The following is a 20,230-nucleotide window of genomic DNA, read 5'->3' on the forward strand; positions in this document are numbered from 1 at the left end:
GAAAGGATGAAAGAAAATAATTCTTAGTGATCGCTCTCTTATTTTTTATTTTTACGCATAGAAAATAAAATCGTTCTGTCATTAATATCTGCTCGTGGAAATAATTTGTTTTCCCGACTTACTAAATTAAAGCAGTCAAAAAAACGAACTTAAATATTAGGTTAAGGGATTTCTATGCGCGTAAAAAAAGTAATGATTAAACCCTCTATTATCGCTCTGGCTATTACTGCGGCGGTAGGTGCACCAGCTTGTGCTCTGGCAAGCAGCGGCGACTTTGCCTCTCCGGCGTATACGGCGACGCAAACCAAAGGGGAAATGGTCTATAAAAGCGATGATACGGCGGTCTCCATTATGGGTTCCGTACGTTTGTATGCGAAGGACGATTCCGCGCATAGCGTAGAACATAATATTCAGAATAATGACTCGCGTCTGGGCGTCGCATTACGGCAGAAAATTAATGACAAAGGTTATTATGCGGTCGGTTATTACGAAACCGGTATTCACGGTCTGGATTCCGCCACTGACGATCAGGGCAATGATGTCTATACCCGTCAGGCGTACGCCGGGCTGGGCAATGATGAATATGGTGTAATCACATTTGGTAAACAGTATGCGCCAACAGACTGGGGGCTGGGTATTGATACCACTTATGCTTACGGCGGTAAGGCGAAACACGATACTGCCGGGATGTCGACGGATATTATTAACTCAGCGGCCATCTATTACTACAACACCAAAGAATTTACCGTCGGCGTAATGGGCCAGGGTAATGATGATGTAGATAAAATTGGCTTCGGTAGCGGTTATGGCGACGGCCCGGATATGCACGATGCTTACCATGACGGTTCTGCCACCGTTCACGGCGGTGCGGCGCTGGCGGCGCAGTATCGCTTTGACAATGGCTTCTCTGTTTCCGGTGCGGCAGCGTACAACAATTATACGGTTAACCAGGGGACAACGACGACCAATATGACCTATTACGACCAGAATGGTAACCCAATGGGTACCGTACCGGTCACCAACGTCACCGGCCCGTCATACGATGGTAACACCTACTCGATGGGCTTAAACGCCAAGTACACCGCCAATTTTGACGGCTTCACCTGGTATAACGCCGCGCAGGCGACTTACTACATCAACAAAGTTGACGATGTTCACGCGGCGGTCAGCGGCACCAGCAACGCCACCGACGATCAGGAAACTATCCTGGGCCTGGAATATGCTTCTCAGTTCAAAATTACGCCGGAGTGGAGCGTTTACGCTAACTTTGACTGGACCGAAGGCGGCGATGCGATGGACGGACAGCATTTCCAGTCCACCACGCTGGGTACTGACTACTGGTTAGGTAAAAACGCCGTCACCTATATCGAATACGGCTATGAGAAAGCCAGCGGGAATACCGATGACTCTTATAACGTCTCCGATCACCTGGCTGCGGTAGGCCTGCGTATCTTTATCTAAATGCTGTAAACCCCCATCTTATGCCAGTGGGGTGGGGGCCGTACTTTTCATTTGCTCTTGTTACTATTGTGTTGATGTCGCTGTGGGGAGGGGGAGTGCTTCGCGGCGATAATGGCAGGTTTATTTCTTATTTAGCCAGACCCGGAGGTCTGGCTTTTCTTTTATGTCGCCCTGTCGTTTACATATTCTGCTGTACGACTTCGGGAGCTTCCTGCGCCAGCTCGCCCTCGTTCTGCGACAGCATCGCCGTCGCGACGCCGTTACCCAGAACGTTAATCGCCGAACGGCCCATATCGAGGAAGTGGTCAATGCCCATCAGCAGCAGGATACCCGCAACCGGAATATTAAAGCTCGGAATGGTCGCTGCCAGCACCACCAGTGCTGAACGTGGCACGCCGGCAATCCCTTTGGATGCCAGCATCAGCGTCAGCATCAGTACCGCAATCTCAGAGAAGCCAAGATGGATATTGTAGGCCTGTGCAATAAACATGGATGCAAAGGAGCAGTACACCATCGAACCCACCAGATTAAAGGAGTAACCAATCGGCAACACGAAGGAGACGATGTTGCGCGAGCAGCCAAATTGGGTCAGCTGTTCAAGGGTTTTCGGATAGGCCGCTTCGGAGCTGCTGGTGGTAAACGCCACCAGCACCGGGTCTTTGAGCATGCTGAGCAGACGGAAGACTTCTTTCTTCAGCACCATATAGCCAATGGCCACCAGCACGCAGCAGGTCAACAGAATTGCCACGTAGTAGCCGCCAATAAATGAAGCGTAGTTCAGCAGGATCCCCAGCCCTTCGGTGGCGATAACCGAGGAGATGGCGGCAAAAATAGCCAGCGGCGCAACGTACATCACGTAGCCGGTGACTTTCAGCATGATATGCGAGACCACATCCAGCGCGGCCACTAACGGCGCGTTGAATTTCTGTCCCAGCGAAGCCCCGCCGATGCCGAAGAACATCGAGAAGACCACAATCTGCAGAATTTCGTTATTTGCCATTGCGCCGACGATGCTTGTCGGGATGGTATGTGAAAGGAAACCCTTCAGGCTCATGCCGCTGACCGCCAGCCCGGTATCAACCGCGTCTTTTGGCACGGTCAGATTCAGACCCGCCCCCGGCTGTTGTAGGGTGACGATAAACAGGCCCACCAGAATCGACAGCACCGAGGAGCTGATAAACCACACCATCGCTTTACCGCCAACGCGGCCAATCGTCGAGGTTTCACCCAGCTTCATGATCCCCACCGTTAAGGTGCTGAACACCAACGGCGCGATGACCATTTTGATTAGCCGGAGGAATATATCGGTCAGAAGAGTGATGTTACCAGACCATACTTCGATGGTGGTTGCTGATGCATAGGAATGGATCATTGCGCCGGTGAGAATCCCCGCCAGCATGAAAATCACGATAAAAATCGTGAGCTTATTTGCGTTTGCCACAAAAATACCCCGTCAGATTACGAAAAAGCCCTGCGATGAAGAAAATGATTTTTTAGTTATTAAATACCATCAATTTATTCACCACATAAATTGTATGAAAGTGAGGGGATTTACAACTTTTTTTTATATTTTATAAAAAGCGTTGTGATTCAGTGGGTCACACGCACCGTCGTTTTGCTGCCTGAGAACGCTCACGATTTTTACCCTGCGTGCACGTAAAGTTTCTTTTTGGGATGCCGATAACAGCGAATAACACGTTATTGAGAAGGTGCTGTATGTTAAACCGTATCCGCGTTGTCACGCTGCTGATGTTGGTGCTGGTCGTCTTCGCACTTTTGCAGTTGGTCTCCGGGGGCTTTTTGTTCTCCTCGCTGCATCAAAACCAACAGAGTTTTGCGCAATCTAACACGCTTCGTACGCAACAAGCCGAACTCACCAAAGCGTGGGATCTGCTGCTGCAAACCCGCATCAACCTCAGTCGCTCTTCGGCGCGGATGATGATGGACACCGCTAACCAGCAAAGCAGCGCCAAAACGGAATTGCTGAAAAATGCACGCACCACGCTAACCCAGGCGGCAGAACACTTTGCGCGCTTTAGCGCACTTCCCTCGCAGCCGGCGATGAATGACGCCAGCGCCCAGGTCACGAAGACCTATCAAAACTATTCCGCGGCGTTACAGGAGCTGGTGGGGTTCCTGGAAGGCGGCAATATGGACGCCTATTTTGCCCAACCGACGCAAGGCATGCAGAACGCCATGGGCGAGGCGATGAATCAATACGCCACGCAAAGTGAAGCGCTCTATCAGCGCGCCTTTACCACCAGCAGCAGCGACTACCAGATTGCCCGCTGGCAGCTGGCGATTCTGGCGGTGGTGCTGGTGATCGTGGTCGTCGGCGCCTGGTTTGGCATCCGCGCGATTCTGCTTAAGCCGCTGGCCTCCGTGATGGCGCACATTCGCCAGATTGCCGCCGGTGATTTAACTCAACGCCTGACGCTGCGTGGACGAAACGAAATCACCGAACTGGCCGATACGGTCACCCATATGCAAAGCGCGCTGATTGATACCGTTACCCATGTACGTGAAGGGGCAGAGGCTATCTATCACGGCACCAGCGAAATCGCCGCCGGCAATAACGACCTTTCCGCGCGTACCGAGCAGCAGTCGGCGTCGCTGGAAGAGACGGCGGCCAGCATGGAGCAACTGACTGCCACGGTGAAGCAGAATGCCGAAAACGCACGTCAGGCGTCACAGCTGGCGCAGCGCGCATCCGACACCGCGCAACATGGCGGCAGCGTGGTGAACGGCGTGGTGAATACCATGCACGAGATTGCCGCCAGCTCGCAGAAAATTTCCGATATTACCGGCGTTATTGATGGCATTGCTTTCCAGACCAATATTCTGGCGCTGAACGCCGCCGTGGAAGCCGCACGAGCCGGGGAACAGGGGCGTGGGTTCGCGGTGGTGGCCGGCGAAGTGCGTAACCTGGCAAGCCGCAGCGCTCAGGCGGCGAAAGAGATTAAAGCGCTGATTGAAGACTCCGTGGCGCGCGTTGAAACCGGCTCCGTGCAGGTTGAAACCGCGGGGGAAACGATGACCGATATCGTCAATGCCGTGACCCGCGTCACCGACATTATGGGGGAAATCGCTTCGGCTTCTGACGAACAGAGCCGCGGGATCGATCAGGTCGCCATCGCCGTTGCGGAGATGGACAGCGTCACCCAACAAAACGCCTCGCTGGTGGAAGAGTCAGCCTCTGCCGCCGCCGCGCTGGAAGAACAAGCCGAACGCCTGAACCAGGCCGTCGCGGCATTCCGATTGAACGTCGCCTCAGGAAATAGAGCGACGACATCTGTACCGGCAGCAACGCTGGCGAGACCTCGCCAGGCGCCCGCCGCCAATCGAACCTCTGATTCTAACTGGGAAACCTTCTAATTTTATCTGCGGTCCAGGGCCGCCTCCAGGAGTGTGGTGATGCTTTATCGTATTCGAATCTCTACCACGTTGTTTCTGATTTTGATTCTCTGCGGCATTTTGCAGATTGGCAGTAACGGGCTCTCTTTTTGGGCGTTTCGCGACGGACAAAACAATATTTATCAGGTGGATCAGAGCAGCCAGCAGCTAAGCACGCTCACGGAATCACGAGCGGCCATGCTCCAGGCCAGCACCATGCTCAACAAAGCCGGTACGCTGGCGGCGCTGAGCTATCCGCCCAATGAAGTGCGGGCCATGGTTGACGACGTGAAGCAGAACCTTTCGCAAGGCGAGGCGCTGTTTCAGGGCTTTATGGCGCTGCAACTGATGAGCGAGAGCGATAAGGCGCTGCAAGAACAGACGGCGAAAAGTTTTACCACCTGGCACGAGATGCTGGCGCATCAGGTCGCCTGGCTGGAAAACAATCAGCTGTCTGAATATGTCGCGGCGCCCGTGCAGAAAACGCAGGACCAGTTCGATGCCAACTATGAAAGCTGGCGCAAGAATATTGAGCACTATGTGGCGGCGGCGAAAAGCGAAAGCCAGAGCGACTATACGCGTTCCACGATGATGTTTATCGCGATGGTGATTATCTCCGTGGCGATTACCCTCGTGGCATTGTGGTGGGTGCGCCATATGGTGGTCAAACCGCTGGCCATTATCAGCAGCCATTTTGACAGCATTGCCAAAGGCAATCTGGCGCGGCCAATTGCGGTGTACGGTAAAAATGAAATCAGCGCCATTTTCGCCGGGCTGAAGTCGATGCAGCAATCTCTGCGTAAAACGGTAGGCGAAGTGCGCCAGGGCAGTTTTGCGATGCACACCGGGATTTCGGAAATTGCCGCTGGCAACAACGACCTTTCTTCCCGTACGGAACAGCAGGCGGCGTCGCTGGCGCAAACCGCGGCGAGCATGGAACAGTTAACCGCAACCGTCAGTCAGAACGCCGACAACGCGCGTCAGGCTTCTAACCTGGCCCACGGCGCGGCGGACACCGCTAAACGTGGGGGCGAACAGGCCAACCACGTGGCGCAGACGATGCAGAATATCGCCACCAGTTCGAAGAAAATCAGCGACATTATCAGCGTCATCGACGGCATTGCCTTCCAGACCAATATTCTGGCGCTGAACGCCGCCGTGGAAGCAGCGCGTGCGGGCGAGCAGGGGCGCGGGTTTGCGGTAGTGGCCGGTGAAGTGCGTAACCTCGCCAGCCGCAGCGCCCAGGCGGCAAAAGAGATCAAAGTGCTGATCGAAGAGTCGGTGGCCCGCGTACAGGAAGGATCGGCGCTGGTCGAAACCTCCGCCAGCACCATGAGCGAGATTGTCCAGTCGGTTACCCGGGTGAACGACATCATGGGGGAAATCGCCTCCGCCTCTGATGAGCAGCGCCGGGGCATTGAACAGGTCGCGCTGGCCGTCAGCCAGATGGACCAGGTGACGCAACAGAACGCCGCGCTGGTGGAAGAAGGGGCGGCCGCCACTGAACAGTTGGCAGGCCAGGCCGATCGCTTAACCTCTGTGGTCTCTGTGTTTGAACTCGAAGAAGTGAAAGTGGCCGCCGGGCGTGAAAACGTCTCGCTGGCCGCAGTACCTGCTGTTTCCTGAATGATGTGATGTAAGAAGGCGCTATGACTGTATCTCTGCCAAATGGGCAATCGCAATTACTGAGCCAGCTGACGCAGCGCCTGACGCTCACCGACGCGCAGTTTCGTCGGATCTGCCAACTGATCTACCAGCGCGCCGGAATCGTGCTGGCAGATCACAAACGTGACATGGTTTACAACCGACTGGTTCGGCGCCTGCGGGCGTTGAATCTGGATGATTTTGGCCATTATCTCAGCCAACTGGAGGCCAACGGCGACAGCGCGGAGTGGCAGGCGTTTATCAATTCGCTGACCACCAACCTGACGGCGTTCTTCCGCGAGGCGCACCATTTTCCGACGCTGGCGGAGCATGCTGCGCGCCGGCAGGGTGAGTACCGGGTCTGGAGCGCCGCGGCGTCGACGGGGGAAGAGCCGTATTCCATCGCCATTACTCTGGCCGATACCCTGGGCACCGCGCCGGGTCGCTGGAAGGTGTTTGCCAGCGATATTGACACTGAAGTACTGGAAAAGGCGCAAAACGGCATTTATCGCATGGAAGAGTTGAAAACGCTCTCCCAGCAGCAGTTGCAGCGCTATTTCATGCGCGGAACCGGCCCGCACGAGGGGCTGGTGCGGGTGCGTAACGAGCTGGCGAACTATGTGGATTTCACCACGCTGAACCTGCTGAACGCCCACTACAACGTTCCCGGGCCATTTGACGCTATCTTTTGCCGTAACGTAATGATCTATTTCGATAAAACCACACAGCAGGAGATCCTCAAGCGCTTTGTGCCCCTGCTGAAACCCGACGGGCTGCTGTTTGCCGGGCATTCGGAAAACTTTAGCCATCTTGCCCGTGAGTTCAGCCTGCGCGGCCAGACGGTCTATGCGCTAAGTAAGGGAAGAGCATGAGTAAAATCAGAGTCTTGTCGGTAGATGATTCGGCGCTGATGCGCCAGATCATGACGGAGATTATTAATAGCCACGACGACATGGAGATGGTGGCGACTGCGCCGGATCCGCTGGTGGCTCGCGACCTGATTAAAAAATTCAATCCAGATGTGCTGACGCTTGACGTGGAAATGCCGCGCATGGACGGCCTCGATTTTCTCGAGAAGCTGATGCGCCTGCGGCCGATGCCGGTGGTGATGGTCTCCTCGCTGACCGGCAAAGGGTCGGAGGTGACGTTGCGCGCGCTGGAGCTGGGCGCGGTGGACTTTGTCACCAAGCCGCAGCTGGGCATTCGTGAAGGGATGCTGGCCTACAGCGAAACCATTGCCGATAAAGTGCGCGCCGCCTCCCGCGCGCGCATTAGCGCCCACAAGCCATTAGCCGCGCCGGTGACGCTAAAAGCCGGCCCGCTGCTCAGCTCTGAGAAGCTGATTGCTATCGGCGCCTCTACCGGCGGCACGGAGGCGATTCGCCACGTGCTGCAGCCGCTGCCGCTCTCCAGCCCTGCGCTGCTGATAACCCAGCATATGCCGCCGGGCTTTACCCGTTCGTTTGCCGAGCGCCTCAACAAGCTGTGCCAGATTACGGTGAAAGAGGCGGAAGACGGCGAGCGTGTGCTGCCGGGCCATGCCTACATCGCGCCAGGCGACAAGCATATGGAGCTGGCGCGTAGCGGCGCGAACTATCAAATCAAGATTCACGACGGGCCGCCGGTTAATCGCCATCGCCCGTCGGTTGATGTGCTGTTTCATTCGGTCGCGAAGCACGCGGGACGCAATGCCGTGGGGGTGATCCTCACCGGCATGGGCAACGACGGTGCGGCCGGGATGCACGCGATGTACCAGGCCGGTGCCTGGACCATCGCGCAGAATGAAGCCAGTTGTGTGGTGTTCGGCATGCCGCGCGAGGCCATCAATACCGGTGGCGTCAGCGAAGTGGTCGATCTTAGCCAGGTAAGCCAGCAGATGCTGGCGAAAATCAGTGCCGGACAGGCAATACGTATTTGATCAGGAGAATTATTTTATGGCGGATAAAGAGCTTAAGTTTTTGGTTGTGGATGACTTTTCCACCATGCGTCGCATCGTACGCAACCTGTTAAAGGAACTGGGATTTAACAACGTTGAAGAAGCGGAAGACGGCGTTGACGCGTTAAACAAATTGCAGGCAGGCGGGTTTGGCTTCGTGATTTCTGACTGGAACATGCCAAACATGGACGGTCTGGAACTGCTGAAAACCATCCGCGCTGACGGCGCGATGGCGGCCATGCCGGTATTAATGGTGACCGCGGAAGCGAAGAAAGAGAACATCATTGCTGCTGCGCAGGCCGGCGCCAGCGGATACGTGGTGAAACCGTTCACCGCCGCGACGCTGGAAGAGAAGCTGAATAAAATCTTCGAGAAACTGGGCATGTGAGGTGACAGTCATGATGCATTCTTCTATTAAGCCCGGCGATGAACACTCCGCTGCGGACATTATTAGCCGCATCGGCAATCTGACCCGCATGCTGCGCGATAGCCTGCGCGAACTGGGGTTGGATCAAGCCATTGCAGAAGCGGCGGAGGCGATTCCCGATGCGCGCGACCGTCTCGACTACGTGGTGCAAATGACCGCGCAGGCCGCTGAGCGTGCGCTCAACAGTGTTGAAGCCTCTCAGCCACATCAGGATGAAATGGAAAAAGGCGCGAAAGCGCTGACACAACGCTGGGATGCGTGGTTTGAAAATCCGATCGAGCTGGCCGATGCCCGCGAACTGGTGAGCGATACGCGTAAATACCTTGGCGACGTACCGGGGCATACCAGTTTCACCAATGCGCAGCTGCTTGAAATCATGATGGCGCAGGATTTCCAGGACCTTACCGGTCAGGTTATCAAGCGCATGATGGATGTGATTCAGGAGATTGAACGTCAGCTGCTGATGGTGCTTCTGGAGAATATTCCGGATCAGGGATCGCGGCCAAAACGTGAAAATGACAGCCTGCTCAACGGGCCGCAGGTCGATACCTCCAAAGCGGGCGTCGTCGCCAGCCAGGATCAGGTGGACGATCTGCTCGATAGCCTGGGCTTCTGATCCCTCTGCGCAGATTTTGCCGGGCTGCACTGCATTTTTCCGGCTAACCTCTGGCACATGGCTGTTCCCTCATGGGGCGGCCATCGCCATTCTCTCCCCGGTTAACGGTCGAATTCCTTCCTTTTCATTCCTTTATTCTGCGCATTGGCAAACGCGCGTCTCGCGATAATACTCGCGACCGTATTTGCGAGAGTGAAGCCGTGGCAGAAGAAAGCGACGACGACGACAAAACAGAAGACCCCACACCCCAACGGCTTGAAAAAGCGCGCGAAGAGGGGCAAATTCCGCGTTCCCGCGAACTGACATCGCTGCTGATGCTGCTGGTGGGCGTTTGCGTGCTCTGGCTGGGCGGGGAGTCTCTCGCCCGTCGATTGGCCAATCTTCTTTCTGGCGGGCTGCGTTTTGACCACAGCATCGTCAGCGATCCTAATCTGATCCTTGGGCAAATTATTCTGCTGCTCAAAGAGGCCATGCTGGCGCTGCTGCCGCTGATTGTCGGCGTGGTGACGGTGGCGCTGGTGGCGCCGATGATGCTCGGCGGGCTGGTATTCAGTACTAAATCGCTCGCTTTCAAGCTCGACAAACTTAACCCATTGCCCGGTATTAAACGTATGTTCTCCGCGCAAACCGCGGCAGAGCTCACCAAAGCCATTATGAAAGCGGTGCTGATGGGCTCCGTGGCGGGTTTTTTCCTGTGGATGCACTGGCCGCAGATGATGCGGCTGGTCAGCGAGTCGCCGCTGTCGGCGATGGGTAACGCGCTGAACATGGTCGGACTGTGCGCGCTGCTGGTGGCGCTGGGCATTATTCCCATGGTCGGGTTCGACGTCTTCTGGCAAATCCACAGCCATCTGAAAAAGCTACGCATGTCGCGCCAGGACATCCGCGATGAATTCAAACAGAGCGAAGGCGACCCGCACGTGAAAGGGCGTATTCGCCAGATGCAGCGTGCGGCGGCGCGGCGTCGCATGATGGCGGACGTGCCGAAGGCCGACGTTATCGTGAATAACCCGACCCACTACTCGGTGGCGTTGCAGTATGACGAAAACAAAATGAGCGCACCGAAAGTGGTGGCAAAAGGCGCGGGCCTGGTGGCGCTGCGCATTCGCGAAATTGGCGAAGAGAACCGAATACCGATGCTGGAAGCCCCCCCGCTGGCGCGTGCGCTGTATCGTCATGCCGATATCGGCCAGCAGATCCCCGGCCAGCTGTACGCGGCGGTCGCGGAAGTGCTGGCGTGGGTATGGCAACTGAAGCGCTGGCGACTGGCGGGCGGCGTGCCGCCGAAAAAACCGGATAACATACCGGTGCCTGAGGCACTGGATTTTTTGAACGAGAAGGACTCTGATGGCTAATCTTGTCGCAATGCTGCGTCTCCCCGGCAACCTGAAATCTACCCAGTGGCAGGTGCTTGCCGGGCCGGTGCTGATCCTGCTGATTCTGTCGATGATGGTGCTGCCGTTGCCGGCTTTCGTCCTCGATCTGCTGTTCACCTTTAATATCGCACTTTCCATCATGGTGTTGTTGGTGGCAATGTTCACCCAGCGCACGCTGGAATTTGCCGCCTTCCCAACCATTCTGCTGTTCACCACGTTACTGCGCCTGGCGTTGAACGTCGCCTCCACCCGTATCATTCTGATGGAAGGGCATACCGGCGGCGCGGCGGCGGGGAAGGTGGTAGAAGCCTTCGGCCACTTCCTCGTGGGCGGTAACTTCGCCATCGGTATCGTGGTGTTTATCATCCTCGTGATCATCAACTTTATGGTTATCACCAAAGGTGCGGGTCGTATCGCCGAAGTGGGCGCGCGCTTCGTGCTGGACGGGATGCCGGGTAAACAGATGGCCATTGACGCCGATCTCAACGCCGGAATTATTGGCGAAGACGAGGCCAAGAAGCGTCGCGCCGAAGTGACTCAGGAAGCCGACTTCTACGGTTCAATGGACGGCGCCAGTAAGTTCGTGCGCGGCGATGCGATCGCCGGGATCCTGATTATGGTGATTAACGTCATCGGCGGTCTGCTGGTGGGCGTATTGCAGCACGGGCTGGATCTCGGCAAAGCGGCGGAATCCTATACGCTGCTGACCATCGGTGATGGCCTGGTAGCCCAGATTCCGGCGCTGGTTATCTCTACCGCCGCGGGTGTCATTGTGACGCGCGTCAGCACTGAGCAGGATGTCGGCGAGCAGATGGTGGGGCAGTTGTTCAGCAACCCGCGCGTGATGCTGCTCAGCGCCGGGGTACTGGGTCTGCTGGGGCTGGTGCCGGGAATGCCGAACCTGGTGTTCCTGCTGTTTACCGCGGCGCTGCTGGGGCTGGCATGGTGGATTCGCGGACGCGAAATGAAAGCGCCGGAGCAACCACAGCCGGTGAACGTGCCGGAGAGCAGTTCACAGGCCGTTGAAGCCACCTGGAGCGACGTGCAGCTGGAAGATACGCTGGGGATGGAGGTGGGTTACCGCCTGATCCCGATGGTTGATTTTCAGCAGGACGGCGAGCTGCTGGGGCGTATTCGCAGCATCCGTAAGAAATTTGCCCAGGAAATGGGCTTCCTGCCGCCGGTGGTTCACATCCGCGACAATATGGATCTCTCGCCGGCGCTGTACCGTATTCTGCTCAAAGGCGTGGAAATTGGCAGCGGCGAAGCCTATCCGGGGCGCTGGCTGGCGATTAACCCCGGCACTGCCGCGGGAAGTTTGCCGGGTGAGGTCACCACCGATCCGGCGTTTGGCCTGGATGCTATCTGGATTGAGAGCGCGTTGAAAGAGCAGGCGCAGATTCAGGGCTTTACGGTGGTGGAAGCCAGTACGGTGGTGGCGACACACCTGAACCATTTAATTAGCCTGCATGCCTCGGAGCTGTTTGGCCGTCAGGAAGCACAGCAACTGCTGGATCGCGTGACCCAGGAAATGCCGAAGCTGACCGAAGATTTAGTCCCGGGCGTGGTCACGCTGACGACGCTGCACAAAGTGCTACAAAATCTGCTCGATGAGAAAGTACCGATTCGCGATATGCGCACCATTCTCGAGACGCTGGCGGAGCATGCGCCGATTCAGACCGACCCGGGCGAACTGACCTCGGTGGTGCGTGTGGCGCTGGGCCGGGCCATTACCCAGCGCTGGTTCCCAGGCAACGACGAGGTGCAGGTGATTGGGCTGGATACGCCGCTGGAGCGCCTGCTGCTGCAGGCGTTGCAGGGCGGCGGCGGGCTGGAGCCAGGGCTGGCAGACAGATTGCTGGCGCAGACGCAGGAGGCGCTGGCGCGTCAGGAGATGCTGGGCGCGCCGCCGGTGCTGCTGGTCAATCATGCGCTGCGTCCTCTGCTGTCGCGCTTCCTGCGCCGTAGCCTGCCGCAGCTGGTGGTGCTGTCGAATATGGAACTCTCCGACAACCGTAATATCCGCATGACCGCGACCATTGGAGGTAAATAATGCCGCGATTTCTTCCGCTGCTTTGCCTCCTGCCGTGTCTGGCGCAGGCGGCGGGTGAGGGGGCCTGGCAGGCCAGCAATATTGGCATTACGCTCAACCATCGTGGCGTGGCGGCCTCGTCACGGCCGCTGTCGCCATCGCAGCCTGTACAGGGTGCAACCACGCTGGTTGCCTGGCGCTATGAACTCAACGGGCCGATTCCTGCCGGACTGCGTACGCGTCTGTGTTCGCTTTCGCGCTGTACGGAGCTGGATGCGCTCAGCGGCACCACGATGGCGTTCAATCAGGTTTCCGCCGCTGAGCCGTTTCGTTTTATTTGGGAAATTCCTGGTGGCGGGCGATTAATTCCCGCTCTACAGATTAAAAGCATTCAAATCATCGTTAACTACCGCTAAGCGCCGCACATTCCTCCACTCGCCGCCAGATTCTGGTGGCGAGCTCGCATTTCTGGCCCCTGCTTTTGATTGTAAAGAAACGTTGTTTTATAAATCAGTGATGCATATGCCACGACTCTTTGCATTTTTGCCAACCCTACGTCCGCACTGGCAGAAATAGGAAGGTATCCCTTGATGCATACTTTTACTGTAGCCGTGTCAGTACTCCTTTTGTCTCAGCCTTAGCGAGGGAAGGAGATTCATAATAAAAAGCACAGGATTGACGGCTAATGAATAGAACGCGAAAAATAGGACTGGTGAATTACTTCGCCTACGGGTCGGGAGATTTTCTCGGCGCGGGTACGACAGCGTTGACCGCTGCATGGCTTCTCTATTTCTATACCACTTTCTGCGGGTTAAGCCCCATTGAGGCGACCTTTATCTTCGCCACCGCCAGGGTTCTGGATGCGGTGGTCAGTCCGTTAATGGGCTTCCTGACCGACAACTTCGGCTCCACGTGGTTGGGTAAACGCTTCGGTCGCCGTAAGTTCTTTATTCTGTTGGGTATTCCTTGCGTGTTCAGCTATTCCTTTATGTGGATAGGGGACATGGGCTTCTGGTATTACCTCCTGACCTATCTGATTTTTGACGTGGTCTACACCATGATTCTGGTGCCGTACGAAACGCTGGTACCGGAAATGACCGACGACTTCAAACAGAAAACCAAGTTCTCCGGCGCGCGTATCGGTATGGCGCAGATGTCCGCCATTCTGGCCTCTTTCCTGCCGGGTATCCTGCTGACTCACTTTGGTAAAGACAACGCTATTTCTTTCTTCTACGCCAGCCTGGTGTTCTCCGTACTGTGCGCGCTGATGCTGACCTTCGTCTGGTTCTTCACCTGGGAACGCCCGCGTGAAGAGTGGACAGCGGCAGCCCTGAAGGCGGAAGAAGAGAAAAAGCACCTGACCTTTGGTCAGAGCATGAACCGCCTGTTTGTCGAACTGAGCTCCACGCTGCGCATTAAGATTTTCCGCCAGCATTTGGGCATGTACCTCGGCGGCTATATTGCCCAGGACGTGTTCAACGCCGTCTTTACCTACTACGTGGTGTTTGTGCTGATGCAGGAAGCTTCCGTGGCTTCTAACCTGCTGGGCACGATGGCGATTTTCCAGTTTATTGCCGTTATCGCCATGATCCCGCTGTGCATCCGCTTCGGACCGGCGCCGTCTTACCGTATGGTTGTCGTCCTGTTTGGTTTGGGGTCTTTCTCCTACGCCGCGCTGTACTATGCAGGCATGAGCGACATCTACTCGCTGCTGCTGCTGATCTCCGCTATCGCAGGTCTGGGGCGCGGGGGCATCAACTATGTCCCGTGGAACACCTACACCTATATTTCTGACGTCGATGAAGTGATCACCGGTCAGCGTCGCGAAGGGATCTTCGCAGGTATCATGACCCTGACCCGCAAAGCCTCTCAGGCCGGTGCGGTCATGCTGGTGGGGATCATCATGCAGCTGTCTGGCTTTGTGTCCGGCCAGAAAACGCAGCCGCCTGAAGTCAGCCATACCATCCTGATGATCCTCAGCATGGGTACCATCATCGTATTGGCGTTAGGCTTCCTCGTTTCCCTGCGCTTTAAGCTGAACCTGAAAACTCACAGCGTGCTGCGTGAAGAGACCGCGCAAATGCGGGCGTCTGGCCACGTGGTGCCGGAGACCGTCACGCCGCAAGCGCGCGCTACGGTCGAGATGCTGGCGGGGATGCCTTATGAATCCCTGTGGGGCAACAACAACATTGGCTACCTGAATCGTAACAAACCTGCTGCACCTTCACTGAAGCAGGCTGCAACATTGAATTCGACTTACAACAGAGGTTAAGAATATGAAAGTTTGGCCCGTCAAACATAGCCCATTATTACGACAGCCGGAGCGCTTTATCTCCCGGGAAGAGCTGAAAGCCTTGATTCAGACGGTGACGAACAATCTGGTGAATATCAAGGATGAAACCGGCCAATTTCTGCTGCGCCTGGACGATGGCCGTATCATTGATACCAAAGGATGGGCTGGCTGGGAATGGACGCATGGCGTAGGTCTGTACGGTATTTATCAGTACTACCAGCAGACCGGCGATGTGGCGATGCGCGATATTATCGACAACTGGTTTGCTGACCGTTTTGCTGAGGGCGCGACCACCAAAAACGTCAACACCATGGCGCCGTTCCTGACGCTGGCCTATCGCTATGAAGAGACGGGTAATCCGGCGTACCTGCCGTGGCTCGATAGCTGGGCGGAATGGGCAATGAACGAGATGCCGCGCACCGAACACGGCGGCATGCAGCACATTACCCTGGCGGAGGAAAACCATCAGCAGATGTGGGATGACACGCTGATGATGACCGTGCTGCCGCTGGCGAAAATCGGTAAGCTGCTGAATCGCCCGGAATACGTGGAAGAGGCGGTGTATCAGTTCCTGCTGCACGTGCAGAATCTGATGGACCGGGAAACCGGCCTGTGGTTCCACGGCTGGAGCTACGAAGGCAACCACAACTTTGCCAACGCCCGCTGGGCGCGCGGCAACAGCTGGCTGACCATCGTGATCCCAGACTTCCTTGAGCTGGTCGATCTGCCGGAAAACAACGCGACGCGTCGTTACCTGGTGCAGGTGCTGAACGCACAGATTGCCGCGCTGGCGAAATGTCAGGATGAGAGTGGCCTGTGGCACACGTTGCTGGACGATCCGAACTCCTATCTGGAAGCGTCGGCGACTGCCGGTTTTGCCTACGGTATTCTGAAAGCGGTGCGCAAGCGCTACGTCGGCCAGGAGTATGCGAGCGTTGCGGAAAAAGCGATCAAAGGCATTGTGAAGCACGTATCTCCGGAAGGCGAACTGTTGCAAACCTCCTTCGGTACCGGGATGGGGTCTAACCTCGATTTCTACCGCGAAATCCCGCTGACCTCTATGCCGTACGGGCAGGCGATGGCGATCCTGTGCCTGACCGAGTATTTACGTAAGTTCTTCTAAGTTCTCATTCTTCAGCCACCCGGCAGCGTCAGTTGCCGGGTTTTTTATTACCCGCCTAATCAAAATTTTTTGAAATTTTCACTTTTGGTTATAAAAAATTTTTAAGTGGATCGCATTCCTGTGTGATGAGTAATAGCCGTAATGACATTAGTGATATAGCTCACATTTAACCCGCCGCCATAAGAATATAAAAACAGTGTTTCAAAATAATAAAACACGAGGTTTATTTTTCATGGCAAGAAATACGGCTTCAGCCCCCCACGGGCTGCAGGGAAGACCTGTCAATCTGCGCCATCAATTGGCATACGGAGGCGGAAACCTCTTAGGTAGCGGCGCGCTGGCGATCAGCGGCGCGTGGTTGTTGTACTTCTACACCACCTTCTGCGGACTGACGTTAATCGAAGCCGCGTTTATTTTCTCCGTCGCCAGCGTCATTGACGCCATCAGTAACCCACTGATGGGTTACCTCACCGATAACTTCGGCAAAACGCGCCTCGGTAAGCGCTTTGGCCGCCGCCGCTTCTTCCTGCTGATCGGCATTCCGCTGATGATGTTCTACCCGTTGCTGTGGGTGGAAGGGCTGAGTTTCTGGTACTACCTGTGCACCTATGTGATGTTCGAGATTATTTATACCTCCGTCATGGTGCCGTATGAAACATTAGCCACCGAAATGACCGACGACTTCGCGCTGCGCTCGAAGCTGACAGGCTATAAAGCGATTTTCGGCAAACTGGCCAACTTCCTCGCCGCCTTTATTCCGGGGCAGTTCATTCTGCTGTACGGCAAAGATTCAGCGACCCCGTTCTTCCTGACTGGCTTAACCTACGGCGTTATCCTGATCGCGGCGGTGGCCTGCCTGTGGTACAACAGCTGGGAACGTCCGCGCGAAGAAGAGACGGAAGTGCAGGCGAAAACCGGTTTGCTGAATACGCTGCTGTCGTTGGCGAAAGATATGCGCTCAACCTTCTATCTGCGCGTATTCCGTAAGCATCTGGGCATGTACCTGTGCGGCTTTGGCGCCGAGTGGCTGTTTGCCTCCATTTTTACCTATTTTGTTATTTTCGTTCTCCAGCACGATCCGGCGATGGTCGCCGGGCTGAACAGCCTTAACTCTATTCTGCAGCTAATCTCCACGGCGCTGTTTATCGGCCTGTGCGTGAAAAAAGGCTTCAGCAAGCCGTACATTATTGCGTTGAGCATCGTTATCTTCGCCGTGTTGCTCTATACCTCGCTGTGGTTCTTCCATCTGCCGGTGCATCTGGCGACCATTCTGATGTTCGGCATCACGATCATTTTCGGCCTGGGGACCGGCGGCGTGTACTACATTCCGTGGACCGTTTACACCTTCCTCGCGGACGTTGATGAAGTCTATACCGGCCGTCGCCGTGAGGGCATCTATGCCGGCGCGATGACCTTCTCCGGCAAGATTCTGCGTTCGATTATCGTGTTTGTGATGGGGGCCATCCTCAGTTACTACGGCTTCCAGTCAAAAGCCCACGTGCAGCCGGAAAGTGCGGTTAACGCGATTGCGGTGGTGTTCTGTGGCGGCGTAGCGTTGCTGGCGCTGATGGCGATTGTCTTCAGTAAACAGATGAAACTGGATCGCGAAACGCACAAAGTGGTGTTGCAGGAAGTCGCGCGTATTAAAGCGGGCGGCAAGCTTGAGGATATCACCCCGGAAGTCCGTGCGGTGGTGGAAGACCTGGTAGGGCACCGCTACGAAGAGTGCTGGGGCAATAGTCCGCTGTTTAAAAACGACGACGCCCCTGTTGTTGTGGAAGCGGTTTCCGCCGGGCGCTAAGGCACCCGACGTTCATGCCTCTTACCCCTGGGACGGCGGCTGCGGCTGACCGTTCTGGGGGGCAAAAAGATGGTCGAGGATTTGGCGCATTACCGGCGCCGCGACCACGCCGTCACTCCCCCCATTTTCCAGCACCAGCGCCACGGCCACCTGTGGATTTTTATACGGCGCAAAGGCGGTATAAAAAATATGGTCGCGCAGGCGCGTTGGAATCATCTTCGCGTTATAGGTCTGGTTCTCCTTCAGGCTAAATACCTGAGAGGTGCCGCTTTTAGCCGCAATACCGTACGGCGCGGTGTGGAAGAATTTGTAGCCGGTGCCGTTGGGTGCATTCGCCATGCCGAACATCGCCTGGCGTACCAGATTCCAGTAAGGTGAAGAGGCGCTGGCAATCTGTGTTTCATTTTTGGGTTCCCGATAGGGTGTCACCGTGTTGCCGGACTCCTCGTCCTTCAGCAGGTGAGGGGGGATGACGCGACCATTATTGAGCAGCGCCACCATCGCTTTCACCATTTGAATTGGCGTGGCTATCCAGTAGCCCTGCCCGATGCCGACCGAGATCGTATCCCCTTGATACCACGCTTTTTTATGCACCCGCTCTTTCCAGCTGCGGCTAGGCAACAGACCGTTGTACTCTTCATCAAGATCGATGCCGGTTGGCTTGCCGTAGCCGAACTGGCTGAGCATATTATGAATGCGGTCGATACCCATCATATACGCCACCTGATAAAAGAAGGTGTCGGCAGACTCTTCAATCGCTTTGGTCACGTCGAGCATACCGTGACCGGTTTTCTTCCAGTCGCGGTAATGGCGCTGAGTCCCCGGCAGGGTCCAGGTCGGTGCGCCGAAGAAGCTGGTTTGTGGGCTAATTACGCCGTCGAGCAGCGCCGACATCGCCATATAAGGTTTGACGGTTGAGGCGGGCGGGTACAACCCTTGGGTCACGCGGTTAATCAGCGGCAGATCTTTATCCTGCAACAGCGTGTTGTAGTCCTGATAGCTGATACCTTTGACGAAGGGGTTGGGGTCATAGCTTGGGTTAGAGACCATCGCCAACACGGAACCGTCGTGCGGATCCTCCACCAGTAGGGCGGCGCGTTGGCCAACCAGCAGGCTCTCAATATACTCTTGTAGATGCAGATCCAGCGTGAGGTGAATATCTTTACCCGCCACCGGCGGCACGTCTTTTAACAGACGAACGATACGCCCGTGGTTATCCACTTCCACTTCCTGATAGCCGGTTTTTCCGTGCAGCTCGTTTTCGTAATAACGCTCGATACCCTGCTTACCAATGTTGTGGTCGGCGGCATAGTTCTCGGCAATCCCTTCTTTATCAAGCGTTTTGAGATCGGTATCGTTGATTTTCGACACGTAGCCCAGCACGTGCGCTAATTCGGCACCATACGGATACTGACGGTCCTCATAACTGTCTATGGTCACGCCGCTGAAACGGAACTGATTCACGGAGAAACGGGCAATTTCGACGTCGGTCAGCGCGTTTTTCAGCACTACCGGGCGATAGCGGCTGCTCGATTTTAATGCCTTGTGGAATTGTTCGATATCATCTGGCGTCAGGTCGACAAGGGGCGTCAACTGGCGCAGCAGGGCATCCATATTACTGACTTTATAGGGCGTAACAGAAATATCATACCAGGTCACGTTTTTGACCAGCGGAATGCCGTTGCGATCGTAGATGATGCCGCGCGTCGGCGCGACCGGCAGCATTTTGATGTCGTTGGCGTCCGAACGGGTGGTGTAGTAGTCGTGTTCATCAACCTGGAGATGATACAGGTTGAAAATCAATATACTAAAGCAGATGACGACCAGGCCAAAGGCCACTAGCGCGCGACGCAGAAAGAGTTTTCTCTCCGCTTCATAATCTCGAAATGTCATGAACGGTACCCAGTGTATAAGCCGCCTAATGATACGGAGCGGTTACTGGCATGACAGGCAAAAAATGTACCATCCCTCCTGGAAATGTGTCATTCCTTGTGTTTTGTAACAAATTGCGCGGGAGATGGGGAATAAGGCCAAAAAACCGGTCGTTGTAGATGAATGCTTCTTTAGATATGGAGTGGGAAGGCGTGCAACATGCGAAAAAAAAGCCCGTACTTGCGTACGAGCTCTT

Annotated in this window: 15 protein-coding genes; 13 read left to right on the forward strand and 2 right to left on the reverse strand. The window is 55.7% G+C overall.

Features of this window, described 5'->3' with window-relative positions:
* The first annotated feature begins 174 nt into the window (after window positions 1-174).
* Entirely contained in the window at window positions 175-1,461 is a 1,287-nt protein-coding gene (locus tag ACW14G_RS18345; protein WP_163449520.1) for a porin, read from the forward strand.
* Between the two features lie 178 nt (window positions 1,462-1,639).
* On the opposite strand, the gene ACW14G_RS18350 is transcribed toward ACW14G_RS18345, so the two are convergent.
* Window positions 1,640-2,902, reverse strand: coding sequence for a dicarboxylate/amino acid:cation symporter (locus ACW14G_RS18350; RefSeq protein WP_163449519.1), 1,263 nt, complete (start codon window positions 2,900-2,902; stop codon window positions 1,640-1,642).
* Window positions 2,903-3,177: 275 nt separating this feature from the next.
* Between ACW14G_RS18350 and tar the strand changes: the two genes are divergently transcribed.
* The 12 genes from tar (at window position 3,178) to ACW14G_RS18410 (ending at window position 18,102) form a co-directional block, all read left to right on the forward strand.
* The gene (gene tar, locus ACW14G_RS18355; RefSeq protein ID WP_249023091.1) at window positions 3,178-4,836 is read left to right on the forward strand and encodes a methyl-accepting chemotaxis protein II; all 1,659 of its coding nucleotides are present in this window, start codon (window positions 3,178-3,180) and stop codon (window positions 4,834-4,836) included.
* A 39-nt stretch (window positions 4,837-4,875) separates the two neighbouring features.
* On the forward strand, window positions 4,876-6,480 hold the full coding sequence (locus ACW14G_RS18360; protein WP_249023092.1) for a methyl-accepting chemotaxis protein: 1,605 nt from the start codon (window positions 4,876-4,878) through the stop codon (window positions 6,478-6,480).
* A gap of 23 nt (window positions 6,481-6,503) precedes the next feature.
* Window positions 6,504-7,370, forward strand: coding sequence for a protein-glutamate O-methyltransferase CheR (gene cheR / locus ACW14G_RS18365; protein WP_163449516.1), 867 nt, complete (start codon window positions 6,504-6,506; stop codon window positions 7,368-7,370).
* Window positions 7,367-8,416, forward strand: a complete 1,050-nt coding sequence (locus tag ACW14G_RS18370) for a protein-glutamate methylesterase/protein-glutamine glutaminase (RefSeq protein ID WP_064544649.1) — start codon at window positions 7,367-7,369, stop codon at window positions 8,414-8,416. The genes cheR and ACW14G_RS18370 overlap by 4 nt, the downstream gene beginning before the upstream one ends.
* 16 nt (window positions 8,417-8,432) lie before the next feature.
* Window positions 8,433-8,822 carry a chemotaxis response regulator CheY gene (gene cheY, locus ACW14G_RS18375; protein WP_024552273.1) on the forward strand — a complete coding sequence of 130 codons (390 nt, stop codon included), beginning with the start codon at window positions 8,433-8,435 and terminating at the stop codon, window positions 8,820-8,822.
* A gap of 10 nt (window positions 8,823-8,832) precedes the next feature.
* Window positions 8,833-9,477, forward strand: a complete 645-nt coding sequence (cheZ, locus tag ACW14G_RS18380) for a protein phosphatase CheZ (RefSeq protein WP_163449515.1) — start codon at window positions 8,833-8,835, stop codon at window positions 9,475-9,477.
* 200 nt (window positions 9,478-9,677) lie between these two features.
* Window positions 9,678-10,832 carry a flagellar biosynthesis protein FlhB gene (gene flhB / locus ACW14G_RS18385; RefSeq protein WP_163449521.1) on the forward strand — a complete coding sequence of 385 codons (1,155 nt, stop codon included), beginning with the start codon at window positions 9,678-9,680 and terminating at the stop codon, window positions 10,830-10,832.
* Window positions 10,825-12,906: a flagellar biosynthesis protein FlhA gene (gene flhA, locus ACW14G_RS18390; RefSeq protein WP_249023093.1), complete on the forward strand. Its 2,082-nt coding sequence runs from the start codon at window positions 10,825-10,827 to the stop codon at window positions 12,904-12,906. The genes flhB and flhA overlap by 8 nt, the downstream gene beginning before the upstream one ends.
* Window positions 12,906-13,301: a flagellar protein FlhE gene (flhE, locus tag ACW14G_RS18395; RefSeq protein ID WP_249023094.1), complete on the forward strand. Its 396-nt coding sequence runs from the start codon at window positions 12,906-12,908 to the stop codon at window positions 13,299-13,301. Before flhA ends, flhE begins: the two co-directional genes overlap by 1 nt.
* A 269-nt stretch (window positions 13,302-13,570) precedes the next feature.
* Window positions 13,571-15,157 (forward strand): MFS transporter, encoded by a 1,587-nt coding sequence (locus tag ACW14G_RS18400; protein WP_455648712.1) that lies wholly within the window; start codon window positions 13,571-13,573, stop codon window positions 15,155-15,157.
* Between the two features lie 4 nt (window positions 15,158-15,161).
* Window positions 15,162-16,301: a beta-galactosidase BglB gene (bglB, locus tag ACW14G_RS18405; RefSeq protein WP_167575557.1), complete on the forward strand. Its 1,140-nt coding sequence runs from the start codon at window positions 15,162-15,164 to the stop codon at window positions 16,299-16,301.
* Window positions 16,302-16,533: 232 nt separating this feature from the next.
* On the forward strand, window positions 16,534-18,102 hold the full coding sequence (locus tag ACW14G_RS18410; protein WP_167575558.1) for an MFS transporter: 1,569 nt from the start codon (window positions 16,534-16,536) through the stop codon (window positions 18,100-18,102).
* A 21-nt stretch (window positions 18,103-18,123) separates the two neighbouring features.
* Here the strand turns inward: ACW14G_RS18410 and mrdA are convergent, their stop codons facing one another.
* Window positions 18,124-19,995: a penicillin-binding protein 2 gene (mrdA, locus tag ACW14G_RS18415; protein ID WP_249023095.1), complete on the reverse strand. Its 1,872-nt coding sequence runs from the start codon at window positions 19,993-19,995 to the stop codon at window positions 18,124-18,126.
* Window positions 19,996-20,230: the final 235 nt, after the last annotated feature.

Source organism: Kluyvera sp. (genome assembly GCF_965301105.1).